This window comes from Methylomonas montana (assembly GCF_030490285.1).
Lineage (GTDB): Bacteria > Pseudomonadota > Gammaproteobacteria > Methylococcales > Methylomonadaceae > Methylomonas > Methylomonas montana.
In genome coordinates this window covers 3876008-3899604 of the sequence record NZ_CP129884.1, presented here as the reverse complement: position 1 = coordinate 3899604, position 23597 = coordinate 3876008, and the positions used below count along the sequence as shown (strand labels likewise).

Below are 23597 nucleotides of genomic sequence, written 5' to 3'. Positions count from 1 at the left end.
CAAGCACTTACAACGCAAAAAGCCGGGCCGATGTGTATGGTGCCGCCCCAAGGGGCGCATTTGTCGCGAACGATACGGTTCGCGTTGCCCCTCTCAGCCCTGACAGGTTTCGAATAACGAATATGGATTTTGGCGGGTTGAATCGAGAATGGCAGTTACCGGATTGTTGAATTGGGCAAAAGGATCAAGGGCCTTGAGGGATTTGGGTTTTCCCGGTCATTCCCAGGTAGAATTCTCCGTGGCGCAAAGCATCCGCCCAAACTCAGGCCGGCTGGCTACCGGATTTAGTCGACCATTGCCGGCATATACGAAAATCAAGCGGGCCGGCCTTGTGGGCTTGACCGTCCTGCTCGGAATATCTCCGGCTACGGCCGCCGAGCCGGTTCGGACGGTGCTGATCGTGTACGGCGAGAGCCGTTTATCGCCAGCGATCATGGTAGGGGATGAAAATATCAGGTCTGCCGCGCAGGGAGGTGGGCAGCCGGTCGACTTTCTGACCGAATTTCTCGACGTGGGCCGCTTTGCCGACGAAGGTTACGAAGCGCTGCTCACCGACTTTCTCCGAGGCAAATATCAAGGCAAGCACATCGATGTTGTGGTCGCTGGCGGACCCACGGCACTGAGATTTTTGCTCCGCCATCGCGAGCAATTTTTATCAGGCACTCCGGTGGTCCATGCAGCCGTCACATCGGCACAACTCAAAGCCTTGTCTCCCCCGCCCGACGTGGTCGGCGTGCCTATCGATCCAGATCCTCTGCCGACGCTCGAACTGGCGTTACGTTTACATCCTCAAGCACGGCGACTGGTGTTGGTCACCGGAACTTCCGCCTGGGACCTCGACGTGGAAAAACAATTGCGTCAGGCCACAGTCATGTTGCCCAGGCGGATTCAGGCGGACTTCTTAGCGAATCTGCCAATGACGGAGCTGCAGGAGAGGCTTAGTCTGCTGCGAAGCGATACACTGGTTTTTGTTGGCAGCTTTCAACGGGACGGGGCCGGGCAGTCGTTCGTCAACCGCGATGCGATTGTGCAGATCGCTTCGGCCTCGACCGTTCCGGTTTATGGTTCGTACAGTTCTTATGTCGGTGCCGGTATCGTCGGTGGCTACATGTGCACTTTTGAGGCAATGGGACGGCAAGCGGGCGAAATAGTCCAGCGCTTGCTGAATGGCGAGCCGGCATCGGCCCTTTTCTTGCCCGCCATACATCGAAGCGCCTTAATCTTCGACTGGCGGCAATTGCAACGCTTCGGCATCAATGAAAAAGCCCTTCCGCAAGGGAGCATCTTAGAGTATCGGCAGCCTTCTTTTTGGGAAACCTATTGCGGCCGCATTGTCACAGCGATAGTCGTGGTCTTGTTGCAGGCGCTGCTGATCGCCTTGCTGTTGCTGGAAAGGCGATTACGCCGGCAGACCTCGGCCGAGCTGTTGGACAGCGAAAAACGCATGAACCTGGCGGCCAATGCGGTGGGCGTGGGCATTTGGGCCTGGAACGTCGGCCGCGACGACATCTGGGCGACCCCTCAAGCCCGCAATCTTTACGGTATCGGCGAATTGGAATCTATCAATTTTGAGCGCTTCCTTAACACCCTCGATGTCTCCGACCGAGAGCAGGCTAAGAAAGCCGTGGCAGTTGCATTGGCCTCGAATGCTGGTTTCGAAACCCAATACCGGGTGAACCACCCTGATGGCAAGAATCGTTGGGTGTCGATGCAGGGCCAGGTGGAATCCGATGCGGCTGGGCAAGCCGTTTCCATCGTCGGTGTCTCCCATGACATCACCGCCCGCAAGTTAGCGGAACAGGCTGCTGAGCAACACCGCGACGAAATGGTGCGCATGGCTCGCGTGGGGCTGGTGGGGCAACTGTCCGGCTCCATTGCCCACGAGTTGAATCAACCCTTGTCCGCCATACTCGCCAATGCCCAAGCGGCGCAACGGCTGCTGGGCCGGGAAGCGGTCGATCAGCAGGAAATAAGAGACACTTTGCAGGACATCGTCGATGACGACCAGCGCGCCGTCGAGATTATTCAACGCCTGCGTTCATTATTTAATCGAGGTGAATCGCAACGCCAGCCGTTGCATCCGAATGAAGTCGTAAGAGACGCTCTGAAGTTGGCGCATAACGACATCGTCACCCATCAAGTTAGCCTTGAGGTGGAACTGGCAGACGAACTGCCGGTCGTGGCGGTGGATTGGGTGCAATTGCAGCAGGTTCTGCTGAATCTGATCGTCAATGCCTGCGAAGTCATGGTAGAGAATGAACCCGCCACGCGCAAACTCAAGGTTCGAACCTGGATAAACGAGGGAAGAGGCGTCATCATCGAAGTAACCGATACCGGTAAGGGCGTCCCTGCTGGTGTGGCGGCGCGTTTGTTCGAGTCTTTCTTCACTACCAAGACCAATGGTATGGGCATGGGGCTGGCCATCAGCCGATCCATCATTGATGCCCATGGCGGACGGCTTTCGTTGGTTAACAATTCGGAGCGAGGTGCGGCATTCCGCATCAGCTTGCCGGCTATGGAGGTGCCGGTCAATGACCATTAGAGAATTCACGATCTGCTTGATCGACGACGATCCGTCGGTACTCAAGGCGCTGGATAGGCTGCTGCGCTCCGCCGGCTATCGCGTCGAAGCATTTGCTTGTCCGGTAGCGTTTCTGAACGGCTACGATCCGAAGCAAGCCGGCTGCCTGTTGCTGGATCTGACGATGCCGGGCATGAGTGGCATGGAGGTGCAGCAGCGGCTTAACGAAGCAGGAGCGCATCTGCCCATCGTCTTTCTTACCGGCAAGGGTGACATTCCGACCGCCGTCCGCGCGCTCAAGGATGGCGCGGTGGATTTTCTGACCAAGCCGGTCTCCGACGAAGCGTTGTTTGCGGCGATACGCGAAGCCTTCGCCAAAAACGCCGCCAATCGCCTGTCCCGAGCAGAACTGACGCTGATCCAGCGCCGCCTCGCCTCGTTGACTCCAAGAGAACTTGAAGTGTTGAAGCATGTGGTGGCCGGTAGACTCAACAAGCAAATTGCCGGGGATCTAGGCACGGTGGAAAAAACCATCAAGGTACACCGTGCCCGTGTGATGCAAAAGATGCAGGCGAAATCGCTGGTTGAACTGGTTCGGCTGGCGGAGCGCGTCGGCGTCGTTTCGTAAGCGATCAGGCATATGAACGGCGAATGGCTCTCTATGTCTTTCTGGAATTGGTTTTGCTGTTAGCCCAAGGTCCAATAGCTGGCAATTTCTTCCTTTGATACCCTGCCATGGCATTGCTTGCATTAGCGACTACGGCATCAGATTCGGATGCCGTAGACCATAAAGTCTAACCATAATAATTAGGAAAAATTATGAATATTCTGTCTTCAAGGAACCACGGAAACACGCTAAGTGCGTCAAAGCCCCTCATCGTGGCGGGATGTTTGGCACTTGGTTTAATAGCTCAACCTGCGCAAGCGGCTTTGACCTTCAGCTTTAATTATCTGAATCCGGGCGAAGGCTTCGACGAACCGACTGTTGGTTTGGACAGAAAAGCGGCGCTAAATGAAGCAGCAGGCATGTTAGGCGCTTATTTCAGCAACTACACCGCAAACTTAACCTACGATGTTACTTCATATAGTATCGATAAAAACACCTTAGCCTCGGCGGGCAGCGGTCAATTCGTTGTTCCAGGTTCCTTTCAGGAAACCATAGTACAAACAAAAATTCTGACTAATGGCGCAACCGATGGCAACGGTGCCGATGCCGATGGCATCGTCGATTGGAATTTTTTCTATAACTGGGGGTTGAGTGATAATGTCGCGGCGGATGCGTATGATTTCAAAAAAGTCGCTATCCATGAATTATTACACTCGTTTGGCTTTGCCGGAAATATCAACGATGGTGGTGTTGATAATCAAGGTGCCGCACCAGGCAGCCAGGGTTCCTGGGCTACTTTCGACAATTTTTTAACCGATGCCTCGGGCAATCGACTGATCGGCACCGGCGGCGTTTTCGATAGCACCAAAGTTGCTGCATTGACAGGGGGTAGCGGCAGCGTATTGTTTAACGGCGCCAATGCGGTTGCCGCCAATGGCGGCCTGGGCGTTAACATATTTGCACCGACTACCTGGACGGGCGGTAGCAGCCTTTCGCATCTGGACGACGACACTACAGCATTTGCCGAGCTGATCATGGCATCAACCGTATCACCAGGATTAAAAACGCGCGAAATATCCGCCATAGAGCTTGGCATACTGAAAGACATCGGCTATACCCAAATCGTCGCGCCGGCCGCCGTTCCCGTACCTTCCGCGGTTTGGTTGATGCTCAGTGGCCTGATGGGGTTGTTGGGCGTCAATCGTAGACGCAGTGCAGTCTGATCGGTTTCGGCCATTTCTTAAGATGAGGTTCTTTCGGGAGCCTCATTTCCTCCAGCCCAGTCGGCCATGAAAATTCATAAATTGCCGCTTCCCGCTTTGCTGCTGTTAGGAGTGCTAGCCATGTCCAATCACGCAGAGGCGGTCGACGCAACACCAGTGCCTCCGGCGCAGTATCCGCTGGCCGAGGTTGAAATTTCTATTTTGCATCAAACCGGCCATGGCGTCCCGGGCGGTTACGAGATCGCCATTCACGGCGACGGCCATGGCTATCTGCAAAACGCCGGCGTAAATCCGGCAAAGACTGAATTGCAAATTTCAAACGATGCTTTGCTCGATTTGCTTAACGACTTTTACCGCATCCACTTTTTCGAATTAGCCGATAACTACCAGGTAAAAAAACAGGTGTTGCTACGCGACAATGCGCTAGTCGCCACCATGGCGATGAAAATGGCCGATGTCGGCAGCAAGAAGCTGTGCGTCCGGCTAGCCGATTATCGAAAGTGCGTGACCATCGTCAACAACCAGCCCGCAGAAGCCTCGCAACTGGCCGCCAAAATCGAAAAGCTGTTCATTCATTGACGACGGATTTTTACCCAAAACATCAATAATATCCTTCAAGAGGAATCCGTCCGGTTTTAATGCCGGGATGCATCGTGTTGGCGAAGGGGCCGGATTTTCTCTCGTCAAACTTCGTCGAAAGCTTCGGAGCGCAGGATCAAGGCGGCATCCGGGGCGCCTTTCTCTTGGAGGCTTTTCTTTGGCGACGCAAAAATAATTCGCCTGGAGCGAATTTGAACAGCCAAACGGGGGGGGGGGGGGGGGGGGGGGGGGAAAGCCAGGGGGGGTTTTCGTAACAAAGTATCTCGGCTGTCGGTCCGAGAATCGGCGTCAAAACAACATCACCGGTAAATTTCAATCCAAGCTTTTCGCTCGTCGATTAATGCCGATTCAATATTTTGTCGGTTTGTAACTAGAGCATTAATCGTAACGGTTTTGGATTGATTGCCGATTTTTAACCAAATTATTTTCGGCGGTTGTCCAAAAACATTCGATAGATCATAAAAATCGGCGTCTTTAGTAACAATCACAAAGTCGTTATCTTTGGCGTAGTTCCAGATAGTCCGATCATCAACGTTTTTTGTCTAAAAGGTAATTTGGGTACTGTCCGGAAAAGCGTCGCGCAAAAACGGCAGTACGCGATGCAATAGATTTTCATCCAGTAATAATTTCATTAAACAATGGCAGACAAGCTATGTCCACGATTAGCAGCAAACGCCAAACATGCTCGAATATCATCAGTTTCAAGCTCTGGATAATCTTCCAAAGTCTCGGCTTCCGTCATGCCGTCGGCCAACCATGCCAGCACGTCATAGACGGTAATTCGCAAGCCGTGTATGCAGGGCTTACCGCCGCGTTTGCCGGGTTCCAGGGTTATGATGTTGCGGTAGTCTATGGGCATGGTTTTGCTCCCTGCGGATGATTCTTGATAAAACTAATGTGAGCATGAAAAACCTGTGCCCGCCAAATTTACCCTTTCACCTTCTCAATCAACATCTTATTTACCTCTCCTGGATTGGCTTTGCCCTGGGTTTCCTTCATGACTTGGCCGACCAGCGCCATCAGCGCCTTGTCTTTGCCGGCCCGATATTGTTCAACCGGGCCAGGGTTGGCGGCAATCACTTTGTCGACGATGGCTTCGATGGCGCCGGTGTCGGTGATCTGCTTCAAGCCTTCCTGCTCGATGATTTCATCCGCAGTTGCGGTGCCGTTCCAGAGTTTGTCGAACACTTGTTTGGCGATCTTGCCGGAGATGGTATTGTCGGCGATGCGTTTCAGCAGGCCGGCCAAGCGTTCGGCGCTGACCGGGCAGTCGGTAATTTCCAGGCCCGCCTTGTTCAAGGCGCCCAGCACATCGCCGGTCATCCAGTTGCCGGCCTGCTTGGCTTCGCCACCGGAGGCCTTGACGACAGCTTCGTAAAAGTCGGCCAGTTCCCGTGACGAAGTCAGCGTCGCGGCGCTTTCCGCATCCAGCGCATATTGTTCGAGAAAGCGTTGTTTCTTGGCATCAGGCAATTCCGGCAATGTGGCGCGGATTTCGGTTTTCAAACTCTCTTCGATCAACACCGGCAACAGGTCGGGGTCGGGAAAATAACGGTAGTCGTTGGCTTCTTCCTTGCTGCGCATCGAGCGGGTTTCGTCCTTGTTGGCGTCGTACAAGCGGGTTTCCTGAACGACCTTGCCGCCGCCTTCGATGACGTCGATTTGGCGTTCAATTTCAAAATTGATGGCTTTTTCGACGAATCTGAACGAGTTGATGTTCTTGATTTCGGCGCGGGTGCCGAACTCGGCCTGGCCTTTGGGGCGCACCGAGACGTTGGCGTCGCAGCGGAACGAGCCTTCCTGCATGTTGCCGTCGCAGATTTCCAGGTAACGCACCAGTTCGTGCAATTTGCGCATGTAGGCCACGGCTTCCTTGGCAGAGCGCATGTCCGGTTCGGAGACGATTTCCAGTAGCGGCGTGCCCGCGCGGTTAAGATCGATGCCGGTCAGGCCGTGGAAGTCTTCGTGCAGCGATTTGCCGGCGTCTTCTTCCAGGTGGGCGCGGGTGATGCCGATGCGCTTGGTTTCGCCATCGACTTCGATGTCCAGATGGCCGTTGCCGACGATGGGTAGTTCGAATTGGCTGATCTGATAGCCTTTCGGCAGGTCGGGGTAGAAGTAATTTTTGCGGGCGAACACCGAGTGCGGGGCGATTTCGGCGTCGATGGCCAGGCCGAAAGTCACGGCCTTACGTACCGCATCCTTGTTCAGCACAGGCAATACGCCGGGCAGGCCCAGATCGACCGCGCAGGCTTGGGTGTTGGGTTCCGCGCCGTAAGCGGTGGCTGCGGCGGAAAAGATTTTGGATTTTGTCGAGAGTTGGGTATGGATTTCCAGGCCGATGACGGCTTCCCATTGTGAGTTCATTCGTGGTTCCTTTATAGCTTATTCGGCAAAAACGTCGTTCAGGTCGATTTGCAGTTCGGGGAATAAATACGGAGTGGCGGTTTCGTTGCCGGGATATAAGGCATGGAGCCGATATTTACCGCTGTCGTCGAGTACGAACTGTTGCACGATTTGTTCGTAAGGGTAAACCAGCCAATATTCGCTGACGCCGTTTTCTTGGTACAGATCGTATTTCAGACGCACTTCTTTTTTGCTGTTACCGGGCGACAGCACTTCAATGATCCAGTCCGGCGCACCGTCGCAGCCTTGTTCGGTGAGTTTGCTTTTATCGCAAATCACGCATAGATCGGGCTGCACGACGCTGAACACTTCCAAGTCGGACAGTTTGGATTTACGGCTGTCATAGAGTTTGACATCGAAAGGGGCAACAAACACTTGGCAGGTTTTACGCTTGAAATGATTGCCCAAGCTGAGCGACAGATTGAGTGAAATTCGCTGATGTTTCAGATTGGGCGCCGGCGACATCGCCATGATTTTGCCCTTGATCAGCTCGACGCTTTCCTCGAGCTGCCAGGTCAGATAATCGGCGTAGCTATAGGTGCCGTTCATATCCAGTTGCGACAATTCGGTGATCTTAGCCATGACTAATCTCCGTTATTCAAAACCCTTCGGCACTTGTCGATGCCAGTCGGTGACTTGCTGATAGCGATGGCCGACATTCAACAATTTGGCTTCGCTGAAATAGTTGCCGATCACATGCAATCCAACCGGTTTGCCGTCGATAAATCCGGCCGGAATCGACATCGCCGGCAGGCCGGCCAGGTTAATCGCGATGGTGTAAATGTCTTCCAGATACATTTGAATCGGATCATCGGTTTTTTCGCCGATACGGAACGCGGCGCTGGGCGTGACCGGTCCCATCAGCACGTCGACTTCGCTCAAAGCCCGTTTGAAGTCGTCGCTGATCAGGCGGCGCACTTGCTGGGCTTTTAAATAATAAGCATCGTAATAACCGGCCGACAATGCGTAGGTGCCCATCAGGATACGGCGTTTGACTTCGGCGCCGAAGGCTTCGCCGCGCGAGCGGGTATATAGATCGGTTAAGTCTTCAGGATTCTGGCAACGGTAACCGAAACGCACGCCGTCGTAACGCGACAGGTTGGACGAGCATTCGGCCGAGGCAATCACGTAATAAGCTGGAATCGCCAGTTCCAGATTCGGCATGTCCACTTCTTTGACTTCGGCGCCCAGCTTTTGGTATTCGGCAATCGCCGCTTGAATGGTTGCCGCCATCTGGCCGTCCAGCTCGGCGCTGAAAAACTGTTTCGGCAGCCCAATTTTCAAGCCTTGCAGGTCGTCGTTCAGACCGGCGCTGTAGTTCGGCACGGCTTGTTCGACGCTGGTGGAGTCCTTGGGATCGAAGCCGGCCATGGTTTGCATCAACAAGGCGGCGTCTTCGGCGCTGCGCGCCATCGGGCCGCCTTGGTCCAGGCTGGAGGCGTAGGCGATCATGCCGTAGCGCGACACCCGGCCATAAGTGGGTTTCAAACCGGTGATGCCGCACAGCGCCGCCGGTTGACGAATCGAGCCGCCGGTATCGGTGCCTGTGACTGCCGGCGCCAGTCGCGCAGCGACTGCTGCTGCCGAGCCGCCGGACGAGCCGCCGGGTACGCAGTCGGTCGCCCAGGGGTTACGCACCGGGCCGTAGAAGCTGTTCTCGTTGGAAGAACCCATCGCGAATTCGTCCATGTTCAACTTACCCAGCATCACTGCGCCGGCTTGATTGAAATGATCAACCACGGTGGCGTTGTAAGGGGCGATGAAATTGTCGAGCATTTTCGAGCCGCAACTGGTTTTGGTGCCCAGCGTGCAGAAAATGTCTTTTTGGGCGATGGGAATCCCTGCCAGTGGTCTGGCATTGCCGGCGGCAATGAGTTGATCGGCGGCCTGAGCTTGTTGCAAGGCGCTTTCTGCGCTGACGGTAATAAATGCGTTCAGGTTTTGATGCTGGCGGATGCGGGTCAAAAAATGTTGAGTCAGCTCCACGCTGGAAAATTGTTTGCTGCGCAGCCCGGCAGCCAGTTCTGCAAGAGTCTTGTTGTGCATAATCGTCCTTAATCGATGACTTTGGGAACCAGGTACAGTCCGGCTTCGGTTTGCGGGGCGATGGCTTGGAAGTGGTCGCGCTGGTCGGTCTCGGTGACGACATCTTCCCGTAAGCGCTGCATTTGATCCAGCGGGTGAGCCATGGGCGTCACTCCGTCGGTATTTAACTGTCCCATGTGCGTCATTAAGTTCAGTACGCCGGACAGGTCTTTTGCGTAGTGTTCGACATCTTGTTCAGCAATGCCCAGCCTTGCCAGGTGAGCGATTTTTTTAACGTCATTCGCCGTTAACGACATTCTTCTAACTCCAGGTTTTCTTAGTAAAACTATGATACTTTATATCTTGCTCAAATACCTGCTTGATTGTTAAAGTAGCAGGATTTTCCGTGTGCGCTTAGGGTACTGCTAAAAATGTTTAAAAGAATTCGTGGCCTTTTTTCCAATGATTTGTCGATCGATTTGGGTACGGCAAATACGCTAATTTATGTTCCAGGCCAAGGAATCGTACTCAACGAGCCTTCTGTGGTGGCCATCAAAGAAGACAAGATTCGTGGCCAAAAAACCATCGCTGCGATTGGTGCCGACGCCAAAAATATGCTGGGTCGTACGCCCGGCAACATCACAGCAATCCGGCCGTTGAAAGACGGGGTGATCGCCGATTTCGCGGTCACCGAGCGGATGCTGCGGTTTTTTATCAAGAAAGTACACGAAAACAAATTGCTGCGGCCTAGTCCGCGCATCCTGATCTGTGTGCCGTGCGGTTCTACCCAAGTGGAGCGGCGGGCGATTCGTGAGTCGGCGGCGATGGCTGGCGCCCGCGAAGTCTATCTGATCGAAGAACCGATGTCGGCAGCCGTCGGCGCAGGCTTGCCGGTCGATACCGCCCACGGCTCGATGGTGCTGGATATCGGCGGCGGTACTTCCGAGGTGGCTGTGATTTCCTTGAATGGTATCGTTTATTCGGCGTCGGTTAGAATCGGCGGAGATCGCTTCGACGACGCCATCATCAGCTATGTGCGCCGCAACTATGGCACCTTGATCGGCGAAGCGACAGCCGAAAAAATCAAACACCAAATTGGTGCTGCCTATCCGGGCAGCGAAGTGCGGGAAATGCAGGTTACCGGTCGTAATCTGGCGGAAGGCGTGCCGCGCAGCTTTACGCTGAACAGCAACGAGATTCTGGAAGCCTTGCAGGAGCCTCTGTCCGGCATAGTCAGCGCCGTGAAAGTCGCTCTGGAGCAAACACCGCCTGAGCTGGGTGCGGATGTGGCCAGTCGCGGTATCGTGCTGACCGGCGGCGGTGCCTTGTTGAAAGACATCGACCGTTTGATTTCCGAAGAAACCGGTTTGCCGGTGTACATTGCCGACGATCCTTTGACCTGTGTGGCTAGGGGCGGCGGCATGGTGCTGGAAATGCTCGATGCCAAAGGTGCATCGGCGTTCTCTTTGGAATAAGCGCTGCTCGATAAGAAATTCTGGAAGGCGGCTTTAACCACTTTGACGGGGTTAAAGCCGCCTTTTCTATGAAATTTATACCGCTCGGCATCTCTATATTCACGCGGGCGGAGGTCGATTGTTCTTTCTGTCACGTCGATAGGCGTCGGGCGTGTTCGAGCTTGTCGCGTCTTGATTGTTAGAGGTTTGCCATAAAACTCTTATTTGCCAAAGGCCCTTCGCTTAATACCCGTTTACTGGTGGCATTGCTGGTATCCATCTCTTTGCTGGTTATCGACTATCGTAGCGAACGATTAGATCGACTGCGGTCCTTTTTATCGGTATTCACCTATCCGCTACAGTCACTTGCCAGCCTGCCGGTCGATTTTTATCAATCGGTTTCCGGAACGATCATTTCTTTCGTCGAATTGCAAAAAGAAAACCACCGGCTGAAAGAATTGCAGTTCGTCAACGATGCCAAATTGCTGAAATTGGCGGCTTTGGAAAAGGAAAACACCCGTCTGCGGATGTTGCTGGAAAACTCGTTTCAGCTTGGCGAACAAGTGTTGGTGGCCGACCTGGTTTCGGTGAAACTGGCGCCTTACGAGCACACGGTAGTGGTTAATAAGGGTTCTCGCTTCGGCGTACACGCCGAACAGCCGGTGCTGGATGCCAACGGCATCGTCGGCCAAGTGATTCGCGCCTTGCCGTCCAGTTCCGAAGTGATGCTGATCACCGATCCCGATCATGCCATTCCGGTGCAGGTTAACCGTAACGGCCTGCGTACCATCGCTTTCGGCACCGGCCAGCCCAATCGCCTGCATCTACCCTTTTTGGCCAATAATGCTGATATCGTACCGGGCGATTTGCTGGTCACGTCCGGTTTGGGCGGGGTATTTCCAGCCGGCTATCCGGTGGCTGTGGTCGATAAGTTCGAGGCCCGGCCTGATAAATCTTTTGCCAATATTTACGCCACCCCCAAAGCTGAACTGGATAAGAGCCGCGAATTTTTGATCGTTTGGAGCCATTCGACGCCGGTCTTACTGGGCGAGCCGGGTAAGCCAGCGGAGCCGGAAGCCAAGGAAGCAGGGCATGTCGCGCCTTGATTTAATGGCGACTTCTTATTTCATCATTACCGTGGCGGCTGCTATGGTGTTGCGGGTGATGTCGCTGTTTCCCAGCATGGATATGTTTAATCCCGACTGGATCGTTTTGGTGTTGATCTATTGGTCGATCGCCTTGCCGGAACGCTTTGGCGTGTTTAGCGCCTGGATGATAGGGTTGCTGACCGATGTGTTGACCGGCCGCTTGTTGGGCCAATATGCCTTGATTTACGCGCTGATTTGCTATTTCAGTGTCAACGAACATCGACGTTTGCGGCAGTTTCCAATGCTGCAGCAATGTTTGTTTGTGTTTTTTTGTTTGCTGGGTTCGCAGAGTATCATTTTCGGTACGGAAAGCATGCAAGCTGGTAACCGGCTAACGTTATCGTTCTGGTATCCGGTGCTGTCGGGGGCTTTGGTGTGGCCGCTGGTGTTTGTGGTGTTGCGGTATATCCGAGTCATGGCGCGCATCGTTTGACGAGGCATGGATAGAAAATTCGCCATCAAGGATCCGCTAGCCGAGAGCCGCTTATTCTTAAGCCGTATCGTCACGGCTTTCATATTGATCCTGTTTTTGATCGCTGGTCTGGTCGTGCGGTTGGTTTATTTACAGGTGGTCGGCCACGAACACTACGCGACATTATCGAAAGACAACCGCATCAAAATTTCGCCATTGCCGCCGACGCGCGGTGTTATTTACGATCGCAAAGGGCGGATGCTGGCCGAAAACGTGCCGACTTACAGCCTGGAGTTGATCCCCGAGCAAATCGAGAATCTCGACAACACGCTGGCCAGATTGCAGAAGCTGCTGGATATTTCCGATGAAAAAATCGATTTGTTTCAAAAGCAGCGCAAGCGCAACAAGTCATTCACCAGCACACCGTTGCTACAGAACCTCAGCGACGAAGATGTTGCCAAATTTGCGGTGGTCAGACCTTATTTTCCCGGCGTCGATGTCTATGCGCGTTTGGTTCGGCATTATCCTTACGGCGATCTGGCTTCGCATGTGGTCGGTTATGTGGGCAGGATCAACGAGCAAGAATTGAAAACCCTGCCGGTCGCCAAATATCGCGGCACCAACCACATCGGCAAAACCGGCATCGAAAAAACCTATGAAGAGCATTTGCTGGGCACTGCCGGTTACGAGGAAATAGAAACCAATGCCCAGGCCAGGGCAGTGAATACGGTGGCCACCGTGGAACCCGTAGCGGGTTCCAATATCTATTTGACCCTGGATATCGATCTGCAAAAAATCGCTTACGATGCCTTGTCAGAATATAACGGCGCGGCGGTGGCGATTGAAATCAAAACCGGTGGTGTGCTGGTGTTTGCCAGCCGGCCCGGGTTCGACCCCAATCCTTTTGTTTCCGGTATTTCCGGCAAGGATTACAAGGCACTACAGGATTCGCCGGACCAGCCTTTATACAACCGTGCGCTACGCGGTCAGTATCCACCGGGTTCAACGGCCAAGCCGTTTCTGGCGTTGGCTGGTCTGGAATATGGTGTGACCGATTTTAGTCATCGCCTGTTCTGTCCCGGCTATTACAAGCTGCCCAATGTCGATCACAAGTATCGTGACTGGAAGAAGTGGGGGCATGGCATGGTCGATATGAATGACGCTATTACCCAGTCTTGCGACGTGTATTTCTACGATCTGGCACTGGCCTTGGGTATCGATAAAATGCATGATTTCATGGATAAATTTAGCTTCGGCAGGAAAACCGGGATCGATATGGTCGGCGAAGTGGACGGCTTGATGCCATCCAAGGAGTGGAAACGTCATTATCGCAATCAGGCATGGTTTCCCGGCGAAACCTTGATCACCGGGATTGGCCAGGGTTATACCCAGGCTACGCCGTTGCAACTCGCTCACGCGACTGCCACGTTAGCCAACTATGGCAAGGTCATCACGCCGCATCTGGTGCATAGCATTATCAGCGCCGATTATGCCGATTTAATCGGCGGCAAGGCCGATGCCATTATTCCGCTGAAAAAACAGAACGTCGATAATATTATTAAAGGCATGACCAACGTGGTGCATGGTGCGCGCGGGACTGCCGGCCGGCTGGCCAAGGCCATTACCTATCAAATTGCCGGTAAGACCGGTACCGCTCAGGTATTTACCATCAAACAGGAAGAGAAATACAACGAGGACGCCATTGATTTCAAAATGCGCGATCATGCCTTGTTCATCGCCTTCGCGCCGGTGCATGACCCGCAAATTGCGGTGGCGATCATCGCTGAACATGGCGGTCACGGTGGTTCGGTGGCGGCGCCGATTGCCGGTGAAATTATCGATGCCTATCTGAATCAGAAAAAGGATGGCCAGCCATGAGAAGTGAAATGCGCAACGAACAGTTCCAGGCGCCGTCGCTGCTCGGGAATTTGCTCAGAAAGCTGCATATCGATATTCCGTTGTTTATTGGACTGCTGTTAATCTGCGCGGCCAGTTTCGTCATTTTATATAGCGCCGGCGGCCAGGAGATTCCGTTATTGATTCGGCACGCGACTCGGATGGGTTTCGCGCTGTTGTTGATGATTGTGTTGGCACATGTCAATCCGCGCCGCTTTCAAAGTTTTTCGGTGGCCTTGTTCACGGTGTGCGTACTGTTGCTGGTGGCGGTGGCGGTGATGGGGCAAATCAGTATGGGCGCCCAGCGTTGGTTAGATTTGGGTCTTTTTCGTTTTCAGCCTTCGGAGTTTACCAAGATCAGCGCGCCGATGATGGTGGCTTGGTATTTATCCGAACATGCTTTGCCGCCCAAACCCAAGCAAGTGCTGGGGGCCGGCATACTGCTCATCTTGCCGGTGCTGCTGATCGCCAAGCAACCGGATCTGGGGACATCTCTGCTGGTAGCGAGTTCCGGTGCGGCTGTATTGTTTTTTGCCGGTTTGTCGTGGTGGTTCATGCTCGGTTGCCTGGTGTTATTGTCATCCTTGACGCCGGTGCTATGGCATTTCATGCGCGAATATCAACGTAGCCGGGTGTTGACCTTCATGAACCCGGAAGCGGATCCGATGGGGGCCGGCTACCACATCATCCAGTCAAAAATCGCGATCGGCTCCGGCGGCATCAACGGTAAGGGCTGGCTGGGCAGCAGTCAGGCGGAACTGGATTTTCTGCCGGAAAGCTCCACCGATTTTATCTTCGCGGTATTTGCAGAAGAATTCGGTTTGTTCGGCTGCGTTGGGTTATTGCTGTTGTATTTGCTGATTATCAGCCGCTGTTTTTATATCGCCGTGCAGGCTCAGGATACCTACTGCCGATTGTTGGCCGGCAGCTTGGCCTTTACCTTCTTTGTGTATGTGTTCGTCAATATCGGTATGGTGATCGGCGTATTGCCGGTGGTGGGTGTGCCGCTGCCGCTGATCAGTTACGGCGGAACCTCGATGGTGACGTTGATGGCGGGCTTTGGTATTTTGATGTCCATCCATACTCACCGTAAATTATTACCCGTTTAAGTCGCGCTTATGAAAATTAAAAAAAGTTTATCCCTATTGACGCTGATCGCCGCTGGTTTGCTGCGTTTTGAACCGGTGCAGGCCGAAGTCGCCGAGACCGACAGTTTTAAGCAATTTATCGGTAATATGGTCAAGCAGCAGCATTTCAATGAAGTTGAATTGAGGAAGTTGTTCAAAGTGGTGCAGATTCAGCAGCCGATTCTGGATGCGATGTCCAAACCGGCCGAAGGCAAGCCCTGGTTTCAGTACCGCGAGATATTTATGACCGAAGCCCGTATCGCCGGCGGCGTGCAGTTCTGGAAGGATAACGAAGCAGCGTTAAAGGCGGTGGAAAGTCAATACGGCGTGCCGGCGGAAATCATCATCGCCATCATCGGCGTGGAAACTAAATATGGCGCATTTACCGGCAAATACAGGGTAATCGATGCGCTGGCAACCTTGGCTTTCGCCTATCCGCCACGCAGCGAATTTTTCCTGAAAGAATTGGAACAGTTTTTGTTGCTGGCTCGGGAAGAGCGTATCGACCCGCTGCAGCCTATGGGGTCTTATGCCGGCGCGATGGGTTTGCCGCAATTCATGCCGAGCAGTTTTCGCGGCTATGCCAAGGATTTGGATATGGACGGCAAACGCAACATATGGACCAATAGCGCCGATGCGATCGCCAGCGTCGCTAATTATTTCGTACGCAACCAGTGGCGGGCCGGTGCACCTATAGCCTATCCGGTTAGCGCCCGTGGCGAAGCGTACCGGCAAGCGCTTGGCAAAGGCGTCAAACCCGATGTCAGCGTCGGCGAGTTGCGCCGCATGGCGGTGGATATACCGGCGCAATTGGCCGCCAGCGAAATGGTCAAACTACTGGCTTACCAGCAACAAGAGGGTGAGGATTTATGGTTGGGGCTGCACAATTTCTATGTCATTACCCGCTATAACCACAGTCCACTATATGCGATGGCGGTTTACCAACTCAGTCAAGCCATTGCCGCCCGTAAAGGCTGATTGATTGGTTTGCTGGTGCCGAATCTAATTGCGGGTCGTCAGATGCTATCGGCCGCCATTTGCTTCATCAGCGAGGGCTTTTTCTGAAAAGCGGGTTAATGGGACAAGAGGGGGATTTCGCCCCCCATCTCCTTTTGTTCAGTCGATAGCCGCTCTGCTAGGCAATATAATTAAACAAAGACAGGTTTTGTACTTTGCTGAAAGCCTGTTGGGCGGCTTGTAACGCCACTTGCTGCAAATTGAAGTTGCTAACGGCCTCGGCATAATCCAGATCGCCGATTTCGGAAACCATGGATTTATAGTCGATGATGTAGTCCTCGTTGAGGCTTTCCTGTATATCCAAGGTGTTCAAGCGAGAACCGACCGACGCCTGGGTTTTACTCAACAGATTCAAGGTGTTGTCCAAGTCGGTCATTGAGGCGTTTTTAGGGGCATTCGCTTTCAAATCGGTTGATAATTGTGTGATTGCCTGAAATACATTGGTAATGCTGCCGGCAACCGGCGATGCAACGGCTGCGCCAAATACCTCGTCCCCCTTGTCGCCGTCGGCCATGGTCCGCGCCGGTCCGATGGAGAGGCTGCGTTGCTTATCGCCTTGATAAGCGTAACTGCTGTCAAACGGCTGTTGATCGCTGGCATAACCGGAAAAAATATATTCGCCATTCGGATTCTGGGTGTTGGCGATGGTCAGTAGCTGTTCTTTCAATTGATCGATCTGGCCGGCAATTTGCTGTCTGTTGGTGCCTTGGTTGATATCGTTGAAACCCTGCAATGCCAAATCGCGAATCTGCATGATGACCTCAATACTCGCATCGAGGCCACTGTTTTCCTGGTCCAGCCGTTGCCGGACCGTGCTGATATTGTCCTGATATTGCTGGTAAACCTTGATGCGCTGGTTAAAGTCGATCAAACTGGCGGCAGCTTGTGGATTTTCCGACGGCGTCAGATATTTTTTTCCGGACGCCATTTTTAACTGGGTGTCGGTCAGCTTACTTTGCTGCTTGAGCATTTGGGTGACGCTCACTTGATGTTGCCATGTGGTCGAAATACGCATACTGCCTCCTAACGGATCGCTCCAATCAGCGCGTCGAACAGGGTATTGGCTACAGAAACCGCCTTTGCCGCCGCCTGATACGAGTTTTGGAATTTGATTAAATTGGCTGCCTCTTCGTCAAGATTCACGCCCGATAAATTTTCCTTGGCGGTGGTTGCATTCTCCAGCAACACGTCGTGCGCGGAACGACTGACCAAGGCCGTATTCGTCTTTCCGCCAACCTCTGTCACCAATTGTCCGTAAACTTGAGTAAACGTTATTTTGCCGTTTTGCATCAGGGTTGCGGTTTCCAATTTCGCCAAGTCAAGAGCGTTACGATTGTCGCCGGTTAGCCCGCTAGCGGTAGCGGCCGCGATGTCCCGCGAGCTGTTAATGTCCGAGCTACGTTCCAGGCTACGAGCAGCATTCATAGATGGACTGACCTCGAATTGATCACCAGCGTTCAAACTGCCGCCAGAAAAATTGATGTCGAATCCAAAAGCCTGCGTGGCGGTCTGTAAAGCGGCCAGCGATCCATAAGAGTTACTGCTGTTATCGCTCAAATTAGTGAGGTCAAAGCCTCCCGCAGTGACATTAATCCGATAAGAGGTGCCTAGGCTTGCCGACGAAGTCGGTGCCACGAAAGTCGCGCTCGCCACTAAGGTAGCGTCCGTGGTTTTTCCCAATACTTGCACCGTCGGTGTTCCCAAGTCAAAAAAGTTCAGGCCGGTATCGCCATCCAGATCGTAACCGTTTTGGTGGACATTATTGAATTCGGTGGCCAGGCCGAGCGCCAATAACCCCAATTGGCGTTGCGCGGGGTAGAGGACTTCGTCGCGAAAGCGCAGATTGCCGCTGAGTTGGCCGCCAGAAAGCATATCGGTAATATCCGAGCCATTCAAGGTAATCTGCATGTGAGTCGGGTCGGAGGCGTTTCCGACCAAGGACAAGCTCGACGCAGTAGGCCCCAGGACCAAAGGTTGGCCTTGGCCGATGAACACGCTGACCGAGCCGTCGCTTTGGCTTACCACGGAAGTATCGATTTTTTCGGAGACTTTTCTGAGCAACTCATCGCGCTGGTCAAGCAGGTCGTTCGGCATTTGTTGGCCATTAGCGCGGCCAATATAATCGACGATTTGCACATTGAGTTTGGCAATGGCGGCGGCATAATTATTTAGATCGCCAACACCAGTCTCCAGATTGCTGTCGACCTGTTGCTCGATCTCATCCAGTCGGGCACCCATCGTGTTGAAGTGGTTGGTCAAACCATCGGCTTCGCTGATCAAAACGTTTCTGATCGGAGCTGAACTCGGATCGTTGGCGACGTCGTTGACTGCGTTAAAAAACGATTTCATAGATGACGATAAGCCCGTAGCCTCATCGGCGAGCAATTTGTCGATTTGCGACGCCAGCGAGTGATAGCTATCCACCTCGGAAAACGCCGAAGTACTGGCGCGAACCTGGCTGGTGATGAATTGATCGTAACTGCGGGTGATATTCACCACATTAACACCGGTGCCTAGATAACCGCCGCTGGTATATTGCTCGGGACGGGTGGCCAGCTCGGTTCTTTGCCGGCTATAACCTTCGGTGTTGACGTTGGCGATGTTATTACTGGTGGTTTCCAGGGAGCGCTGAAAAGCCGCCAATCCGGATAATGCGGTATTTAGAATGCCGATTGACATATTTCCCCCTACCCAGCGCTAGCCAATGGTTGGTCGGCGATTTGGCTATGATAAATGCTCATGATTTTTTCCGCGTATCTCGGATCCGTGGCATAACCGGCTTCTTGTAATTCTCGCATATACTGTCTAGCATTGCCGGCCTTTTTAAGCGCCTCGCTATAGCGAGGATTGGATTTAATAAAATTCACGTAATCGTCAAAGCTGTCTTTATAAGAATCGTAAGCGCGGAAACCGGCCATTTCTTTTTTGGCCACGCCGCCATCGAACTCCAGCGTCATTGTTTTGGCTTGTTTGCCTTGCCAGGATCTGTCGGCCTTGATGTTGAACAGGTTGAAACTGTTTTCGCCTTGGCCGTTTTTAATCACCGATTGCCCCCAGCCAGTTTCCAGCGCGGCTTGCGCCAGCAACAGATTGGCATCGACGCCCAATGCCCGCGCCGCTTGTTGGGCATGTGGCCATAACTGATTCACGAACGCCTGCTTCGATGTTAGCGGCTGATCTCCGTCGTTCTGTAGTGTATCGTCCAGAGTTTGCCATTGGCCGGCCGCGATTTGCTGGCTGCGTTCCAAGCGTGCCAAACTGCGTTCCAGGCTGCTCAGTCCCGAGGCGTCCAGCGGTTTTTGCTCGGCAGTATCGGCGGTCGCCGTTTGCGGTTTGGCGACGCCCGTGCCGATTTTGGCGCCGCTGCCGGCGGCTCGATTCAGGTAATCGTCGATCGCCAGTTCATCGTCTTTTAAGTCTTCGCGGTTTCGTTTAGGCGATAACTGTTTGGCAATCAGATCAGCAAAGCCAATGCCGGGTTTACCGGCCAGATGCACGGCCATTTGCTGGTCGTACATATCTTGAAAAAACTGGCCTTGCTGACTGTCCAGGATACCATCGGCCAATTTGGCCTGACGCATGTTTTTCATCACCATGTTTAAAAACACCGATTCGAACTGCTTAGCGACTTCCTTGATCGCCTCGGGCGATTGTTCGCGGGCGCTTTGCTTCAGTTTCGCCAAACCGCTGAAATCGGTGTAAATGTTGGCAGTATCGGTATTTAACATGGGAATCTCCTATCGGGTTCAAATTTGAACCTTGCTATATCACGATCAACTCGGCTCGCAGCGAGCCCGCGGATTTCAATGCTTCCAGTATCGCCACTAGGTCGCTGGGTGCGGCGCCGACGCTGTTTACGGCCTGCACGATTTCATCTAAGGAAATGCCGGGGTTGAAGACAAACATATGGTTCTTTTCTTCTTTTATAGTCACGTCGGATTGCGGCGTAACTACCGTGTTGCCGTCGGATAGTGGGTTGGGTTGGCTGACCTGCGGATTCTCGTTGATGGTCACCGTCAGGCTGCCGTGAGATACCGCCGCAGGTTGCACTCTCACCTTACTATTGATGATTACAGTGCCGGTGCGCGAGTTGATGATCACTTTGGCGGGCGCATCGTCTGGTGTCACCTCAATGTTTTCCAGTATCGCCGCGAAGCTGACTTTCTGATTGACATCGGCGGGCGCTCTGACACTGACCGAAGTGGCATCGATGGCGGATGCGGTGCCGGCGCCAAGCGCTTTGTCGATCGATTCCACCATGCGGTTGGCGGTGGTGAAATCGGCGGTATTCAGATTAAAGATTAGTTCATTGCCTTGTTCGAACGGCGTGGATACGGTTTGCTCGACGCTGGCGCCATTCGGGATGCGACCCACCAGCGGATTGTTGACGGTGATTTTTGAGCCGTCTTGGCCGCCTGCGCTCAAGCCGCCTACCACCAGATTGCCTTGCGCCACCGCATAGACCTTACCGTCGGCACCGCGTAACGGACTCATCAGCAGCGAGCCGCCGCGCAGGCTTTTAGCGTCACCGACCGACGATACGGTAACGTCAATTTTTTGACCTGGTTTGGCAAATGCCGGTAAATCGGCGTGAACACTGACGGCGGCGATATTTTTCGATTTAGGGTCGACGCCGGGCGGCAGGGTTAAACCGCTCTTGCCCATCAAGTTACGCAAGGTTTGGCCGGTAAAAATAGTTTTGTCGCCGGATTTATCCAAGCCAACCACCAGACCATAGCCCACCAGTTGGTTGCTGCGCACACCATTGATCGAGGCGATGTCTTTAATCCGCTCGGCGTGTGCCGGCAAGCTAGCCAGCAATAGTAATGCGATTAGTAACTTGTTCATGAGCTGTTCCTCTGTCTATCGCAAATCAGAATGGGAAAAACGGGCTTAGCAAAATCCGTCCCAGCCAGCCCACTTTGCTGGGATCATGTACGCCTCCCTCGCCAGTATACATAATGGTTGCATCGGCCAATTTAGAAGAAGGAAGGCTGTTGTTGGTGTCAATGTCAAAGGGTCTGACGATGCCCGAGACCCTGACATATTCGTCGCCGTCGTTTAAGGTCACCCGTTTTTCGCCGCGCACTTTTAAGTTGCCATTGGGCAATAGCTCGACGACGGTGACGCTGATGTCGCCCTTCAAACTGTTGCTTTGTTGCGCGTCGCCTTGGCCTTTAAAGGTTCTATTGGCCTGCATCGAGGTTTCCAGGTCATGACCCAGTACCGCGCTGCTGGCCATGCCGAACAGGGTAGGGGCAGTCACCGAGACATTGGTGTCCTTGGTTTCGCTGGCATTGGCTTTTTTCAGGGCCGTGGTGGCTTCCAGCAGTTTGATAGTCAAAATATCGCCCACTCGCCTAGCGGCGTAATCCTCGAACAGACGCATGTCGTAACCGGCCTGAAAAATCGCGCCGTTATGGCTGGTCGGTGGCCGCAGGTCCGCAGGCTGAACCGGGGCGAAGTCTGGGTCGCGCTTCGGCAATGTTTCGCAGCCGAACAAGGAGCCGGCTAACAAGCCGATCAATAGGATTTTATTCATGATCCACCCCCTATAATTGTTGTGTGGCGAACGACAGCATTTCGTCCGTCGTCGAAATCGCCTTGGAGTTCATTTCGTAAGCGCGCTGGGTTTCAATCATGTTGACTAACTCTTCGACCACATTGACGTTGGAAGTTTCCAAGGAGCCTTGGAAGGTCACGCCCAGTTCGTTGTCGCCGGGGTTGCCGATCACCGGCGCGCCGCTGGCAACCGTTTGCCGGAACATGTTTTCGCCTATCGGTTCCAGGCCGGCCGGATTGATGAAGTCCGCCAACTGAATTTGGCCGATTTGCACCGCGGCCGGGCTGCCGGGCTGCTGTACGCTGATGGTGCCGTCACGGCCTATGGTCAGGCTGGTGGTGTCTTGCGGCACGGATACGGCCGGTTCCAGCGGTAAGCCGCCCGAGGTGACCACCTGGCCATTAGAATCCAGCTTGAAAGAACCATCGCGGGTATAGGTGATGTCGCCGTTGGGCATCAGAATCTGCATGAAGCCGCGGCCACTAATTGCCACATCCAGCGAGTTTTCGGTTTGCTGGATATTGCCTTGGGTGTGCAGCTTTTCGGTGGCAACGGTTCTAACCCCGGTACCTAGTTGCAAACCGGTGGGCAATTGGGTGTTCTGGGTGGATTGGGCGCCGGCCTGACGGATGTTTTGATAGATCAGGTCTTCGAAAATCGGCCGGCCTTTTTTAAAGCCGGTGGTGTTGACGTTGGCCAGGTTATTGGAAATAACCGCCATTCGAGTTTGTTGGGCATCGAGACCGGATTTGGCCACCCATAATGCGCGCTCTGTCATAAAGCCTCCTGACTGACATTTTTTTGTCTTGTCAGGATTAATGCAGGTTTTATGCCATTTGCATTAATTTGGTAGCGGAGCCGGCCACGTTGTCGATGTTCTTCATCACTTTCGATTGCAGCTCGAAATTTCTGGACAGTTCTATCATCTCCACCATTGCCGACAAGGCGTTGACGTTGCTGGATTCCAGCGAGCCTTGAATCAGATTGATGTTGGCGTCGGCCTGAATCGGCGGGCCGCCGGCCTGTTTGAGGTGCATCAGGCCGTCCTCGCGTTTTTCTAGCGCGTCGTTACCGGGGTTGACCAGTTTGATTCGGTCCACCAGTGCGGTGACCGTGGCGTTAGAGCCCTGCGGGATAATGCTGATGGTGCCGTCGCGGCCGATCTCTACTTTCTGTGCCGGCGGAATCGCGATGGGGGCGCCGGTTTCGCCGATCACTTGCTGGCCGGCGCCATTTTCCAATAGACCGTCGGGGGTAATACGCAAGTCGCCGGCCCGAGTATAAGCCTCGCTGCCGTCGCCAGCTCTTACCGCGATCCAGCCCTCGCCATTGATGGCGATATCCAGGTCGCGTCCGGTGGTTTGCAAGCCGCCGGACGACAGATCGCTGCCTGGCCGTTCGGTCATCGAATAGACTCGCGTCGGATAACCGGGACCGAAGGCCGGCATGGCCCGAAACTGCTCGAAATCGGATTTGAAGCCAGTGGTTTGGGTGTTGGCCAAATTATTGGCGTTAGCCGTTTGCGCCAGCAAAGTCTGCTTGGCGCCGTTCATGGCAATGTATAGGCTACGGTCCATAATGTGTCTCCATTAGCATCA

At 53.7% G+C, this 23597-nt stretch carries 22 protein-coding genes and 1 pseudogene; 10 read left to right on the top strand and 13 right to left on the bottom strand.

Annotated elements, in window-relative coordinates:
• Positions 1–148: 148 nt before the first annotated feature.
• The 4 genes from QZJ86_RS18075 to QZJ86_RS18060 all read left to right on the top strand — a co-directional run bounded on the left by QZJ86_RS18075 (position 149) and on the right by QZJ86_RS18060 (position 4930).
• On the top strand, positions 149–2542 hold the full coding sequence (locus QZJ86_RS18075; protein ID WP_301671883.1) for a sensor histidine kinase: 2394 nt from the start codon (positions 149–151) through the stop codon (positions 2540–2542).
• Positions 2532–3149 (top strand): response regulator transcription factor, encoded by a 618-nt coding sequence (locus QZJ86_RS18070; protein ID WP_301671882.1) that lies wholly within the window; start codon positions 2532–2534, stop codon positions 3147–3149. The genes QZJ86_RS18075 and QZJ86_RS18070 overlap by 11 nt, the downstream gene beginning before the upstream one ends.
• Positions 3150–3340: 191 nt before the next feature.
• Positions 3341–4351, top strand: a complete 1011-nt coding sequence (locus QZJ86_RS18065) for a PEP-CTERM sorting domain-containing protein (RefSeq protein ID WP_301671880.1) — start codon at positions 3341–3343, stop codon at positions 4349–4351.
• Positions 4352–4417: 66 nt separating this feature from the next.
• On the top strand, positions 4418–4930 hold the full coding sequence (locus QZJ86_RS18060; RefSeq protein ID WP_301671879.1) for a hypothetical protein: 513 nt from the start codon (positions 4418–4420) through the stop codon (positions 4928–4930).
• Between the two features lie 320 nt (positions 4931–5250).
• On the opposite strand, the pseudogene QZJ86_RS18055 reads toward QZJ86_RS18060, so the two are convergent.
• The 6 genes and pseudogenes from QZJ86_RS18055 to gatC form a co-directional block, all read right to left on the bottom strand.
• Positions 5251–5583: pseudogene (locus QZJ86_RS18055) on the bottom strand (DUF5615 family PIN-like protein).
• The gene (locus QZJ86_RS18050; RefSeq protein WP_301671878.1) at positions 5583–5810 is read right to left on the bottom strand and encodes a DUF433 domain-containing protein; all 228 of its coding nucleotides are present in this window, start codon (positions 5808–5810) and stop codon (positions 5583–5585) included. Before QZJ86_RS18050 ends, QZJ86_RS18055 begins: the two are co-directional and overlap by 1 nt.
• Positions 5811–5878: 68 nt before the next feature.
• Positions 5879–7318 carry an Asp-tRNA(Asn)/Glu-tRNA(Gln) amidotransferase subunit GatB gene (gene gatB / locus QZJ86_RS18045; RefSeq protein WP_301671877.1) on the bottom strand — a complete coding sequence of 480 codons (1440 nt, stop codon included), beginning with the start codon at positions 7316–7318 and terminating at the stop codon, positions 5879–5881.
• Between the two features lie 18 nt (positions 7319–7336).
• Positions 7337–7939: a Uma2 family endonuclease gene (locus QZJ86_RS18040; RefSeq protein WP_301671876.1), complete on the bottom strand. Its 603-nt coding sequence runs from the start codon at positions 7937–7939 to the stop codon at positions 7337–7339.
• Between the two features lie 12 nt (positions 7940–7951).
• Positions 7952–9403, bottom strand: coding sequence for an Asp-tRNA(Asn)/Glu-tRNA(Gln) amidotransferase subunit GatA (gene gatA / locus QZJ86_RS18035; protein WP_301671875.1), 1452 nt, complete (start codon positions 9401–9403; stop codon positions 7952–7954).
• An 8-nt stretch (positions 9404–9411) separates the two neighbouring features.
• On the bottom strand, positions 9412–9699 hold the full coding sequence (gene gatC / locus QZJ86_RS18030) for an Asp-tRNA(Asn)/Glu-tRNA(Gln) amidotransferase subunit GatC (protein ID WP_301671874.1): 288 nt from the start codon (positions 9697–9699) through the stop codon (positions 9412–9414).
• A 114-nt stretch (positions 9700–9813) separates the two neighbouring features.
• On the opposite strand from gatC, the gene QZJ86_RS18025 reads away from it, so the two are divergent.
• The 6 genes from QZJ86_RS18025 (at position 9814) to mltB (ending at position 16397) form a co-directional block, all read left to right on the top strand.
• Entirely contained in the window at positions 9814–10857 is a 1044-nt protein-coding gene (locus QZJ86_RS18025) for a rod shape-determining protein (RefSeq protein ID WP_301671872.1), read from the top strand.
• A gap of 191 nt (positions 10858–11048) precedes the next feature.
• A complete protein-coding gene (gene mreC / locus QZJ86_RS18020; RefSeq protein WP_301939026.1) occupies positions 11049–11942 on the top strand; it encodes a rod shape-determining protein MreC in 894 nt (297 codons plus the stop codon).
• Entirely contained in the window at positions 11929–12417 is a 489-nt protein-coding gene (mreD, locus tag QZJ86_RS18015; protein ID WP_301671870.1) for a rod shape-determining protein MreD, read from the top strand. Before mreC ends, mreD begins: the two co-directional genes overlap by 14 nt.
• A 6-nt stretch (positions 12418–12423) precedes the next feature.
• Positions 12424–14274: a penicillin-binding protein 2 gene (mrdA, locus tag QZJ86_RS18010; RefSeq protein WP_301671869.1), complete on the top strand. Its 1851-nt coding sequence runs from the start codon at positions 12424–12426 to the stop codon at positions 14272–14274.
• A complete protein-coding gene (rodA, locus tag QZJ86_RS18005) occupies positions 14271–15401 on the top strand; it encodes a rod shape-determining protein RodA (protein ID WP_301671868.1) in 1131 nt (376 codons plus the stop codon). Before mrdA ends, rodA begins: the two co-directional genes overlap by 4 nt.
• Before the next feature lie 9 nt (positions 15402–15410).
• Positions 15411–16397, top strand: coding sequence for a lytic murein transglycosylase B (gene mltB / locus QZJ86_RS18000; protein WP_301671867.1), 987 nt, complete (start codon positions 15411–15413; stop codon positions 16395–16397).
• Between the two features lie 157 nt (positions 16398–16554).
• On the opposite strand, the gene flgL is transcribed toward mltB, so the two are convergent.
• From flgL to flgF, 7 genes are read right to left on the bottom strand one after another with little or no spacing between them, the layout of a single operon-like run.
• On the bottom strand, positions 16555–17451 hold the full coding sequence (gene flgL / locus QZJ86_RS17995; protein WP_301671866.1) for a flagellar hook-associated protein FlgL: 897 nt from the start codon (positions 17449–17451) through the stop codon (positions 16555–16557).
• 8 nt (positions 17452–17459) lie between these two features.
• Complete coding sequence (flgK, locus tag QZJ86_RS17990) at positions 17460–19115, bottom strand: flagellar hook-associated protein FlgK (protein WP_301671865.1); 1656 nt, start codon at positions 19113–19115, stop codon at positions 17460–17462.
• 8 nt (positions 19116–19123) lie between these two features.
• Entirely contained in the window at positions 19124–20164 is a 1041-nt protein-coding gene (flgJ, locus tag QZJ86_RS17985) for a flagellar assembly peptidoglycan hydrolase FlgJ (RefSeq protein ID WP_301671864.1), read from the bottom strand.
• Between the two features lie 34 nt (positions 20165–20198).
• Positions 20199–21284 carry a flagellar basal body P-ring protein FlgI gene (locus QZJ86_RS17980; RefSeq protein ID WP_301671863.1) on the bottom strand — a complete coding sequence of 362 codons (1086 nt, stop codon included), beginning with the start codon at positions 21282–21284 and terminating at the stop codon, positions 20199–20201.
• 25 nt (positions 21285–21309) lie between these two features.
• Positions 21310–21978 carry a flagellar basal body L-ring protein FlgH gene (locus tag QZJ86_RS17975; RefSeq protein ID WP_301671861.1) on the bottom strand — a complete coding sequence of 223 codons (669 nt, stop codon included), beginning with the start codon at positions 21976–21978 and terminating at the stop codon, positions 21310–21312.
• Between the two features lie 10 nt (positions 21979–21988).
• Complete coding sequence (gene flgG / locus QZJ86_RS17970; protein ID WP_301671860.1) at positions 21989–22777, bottom strand: flagellar basal-body rod protein FlgG; 789 nt, start codon at positions 22775–22777, stop codon at positions 21989–21991.
• A gap of 49 nt (positions 22778–22826) precedes the next feature.
• Positions 22827–23576, bottom strand: a complete 750-nt coding sequence (gene flgF, locus QZJ86_RS17965) for a flagellar basal-body rod protein FlgF (protein WP_301671859.1) — start codon at positions 23574–23576, stop codon at positions 22827–22829.
• Positions 23577–23597: the final 21 nt, after the last annotated feature.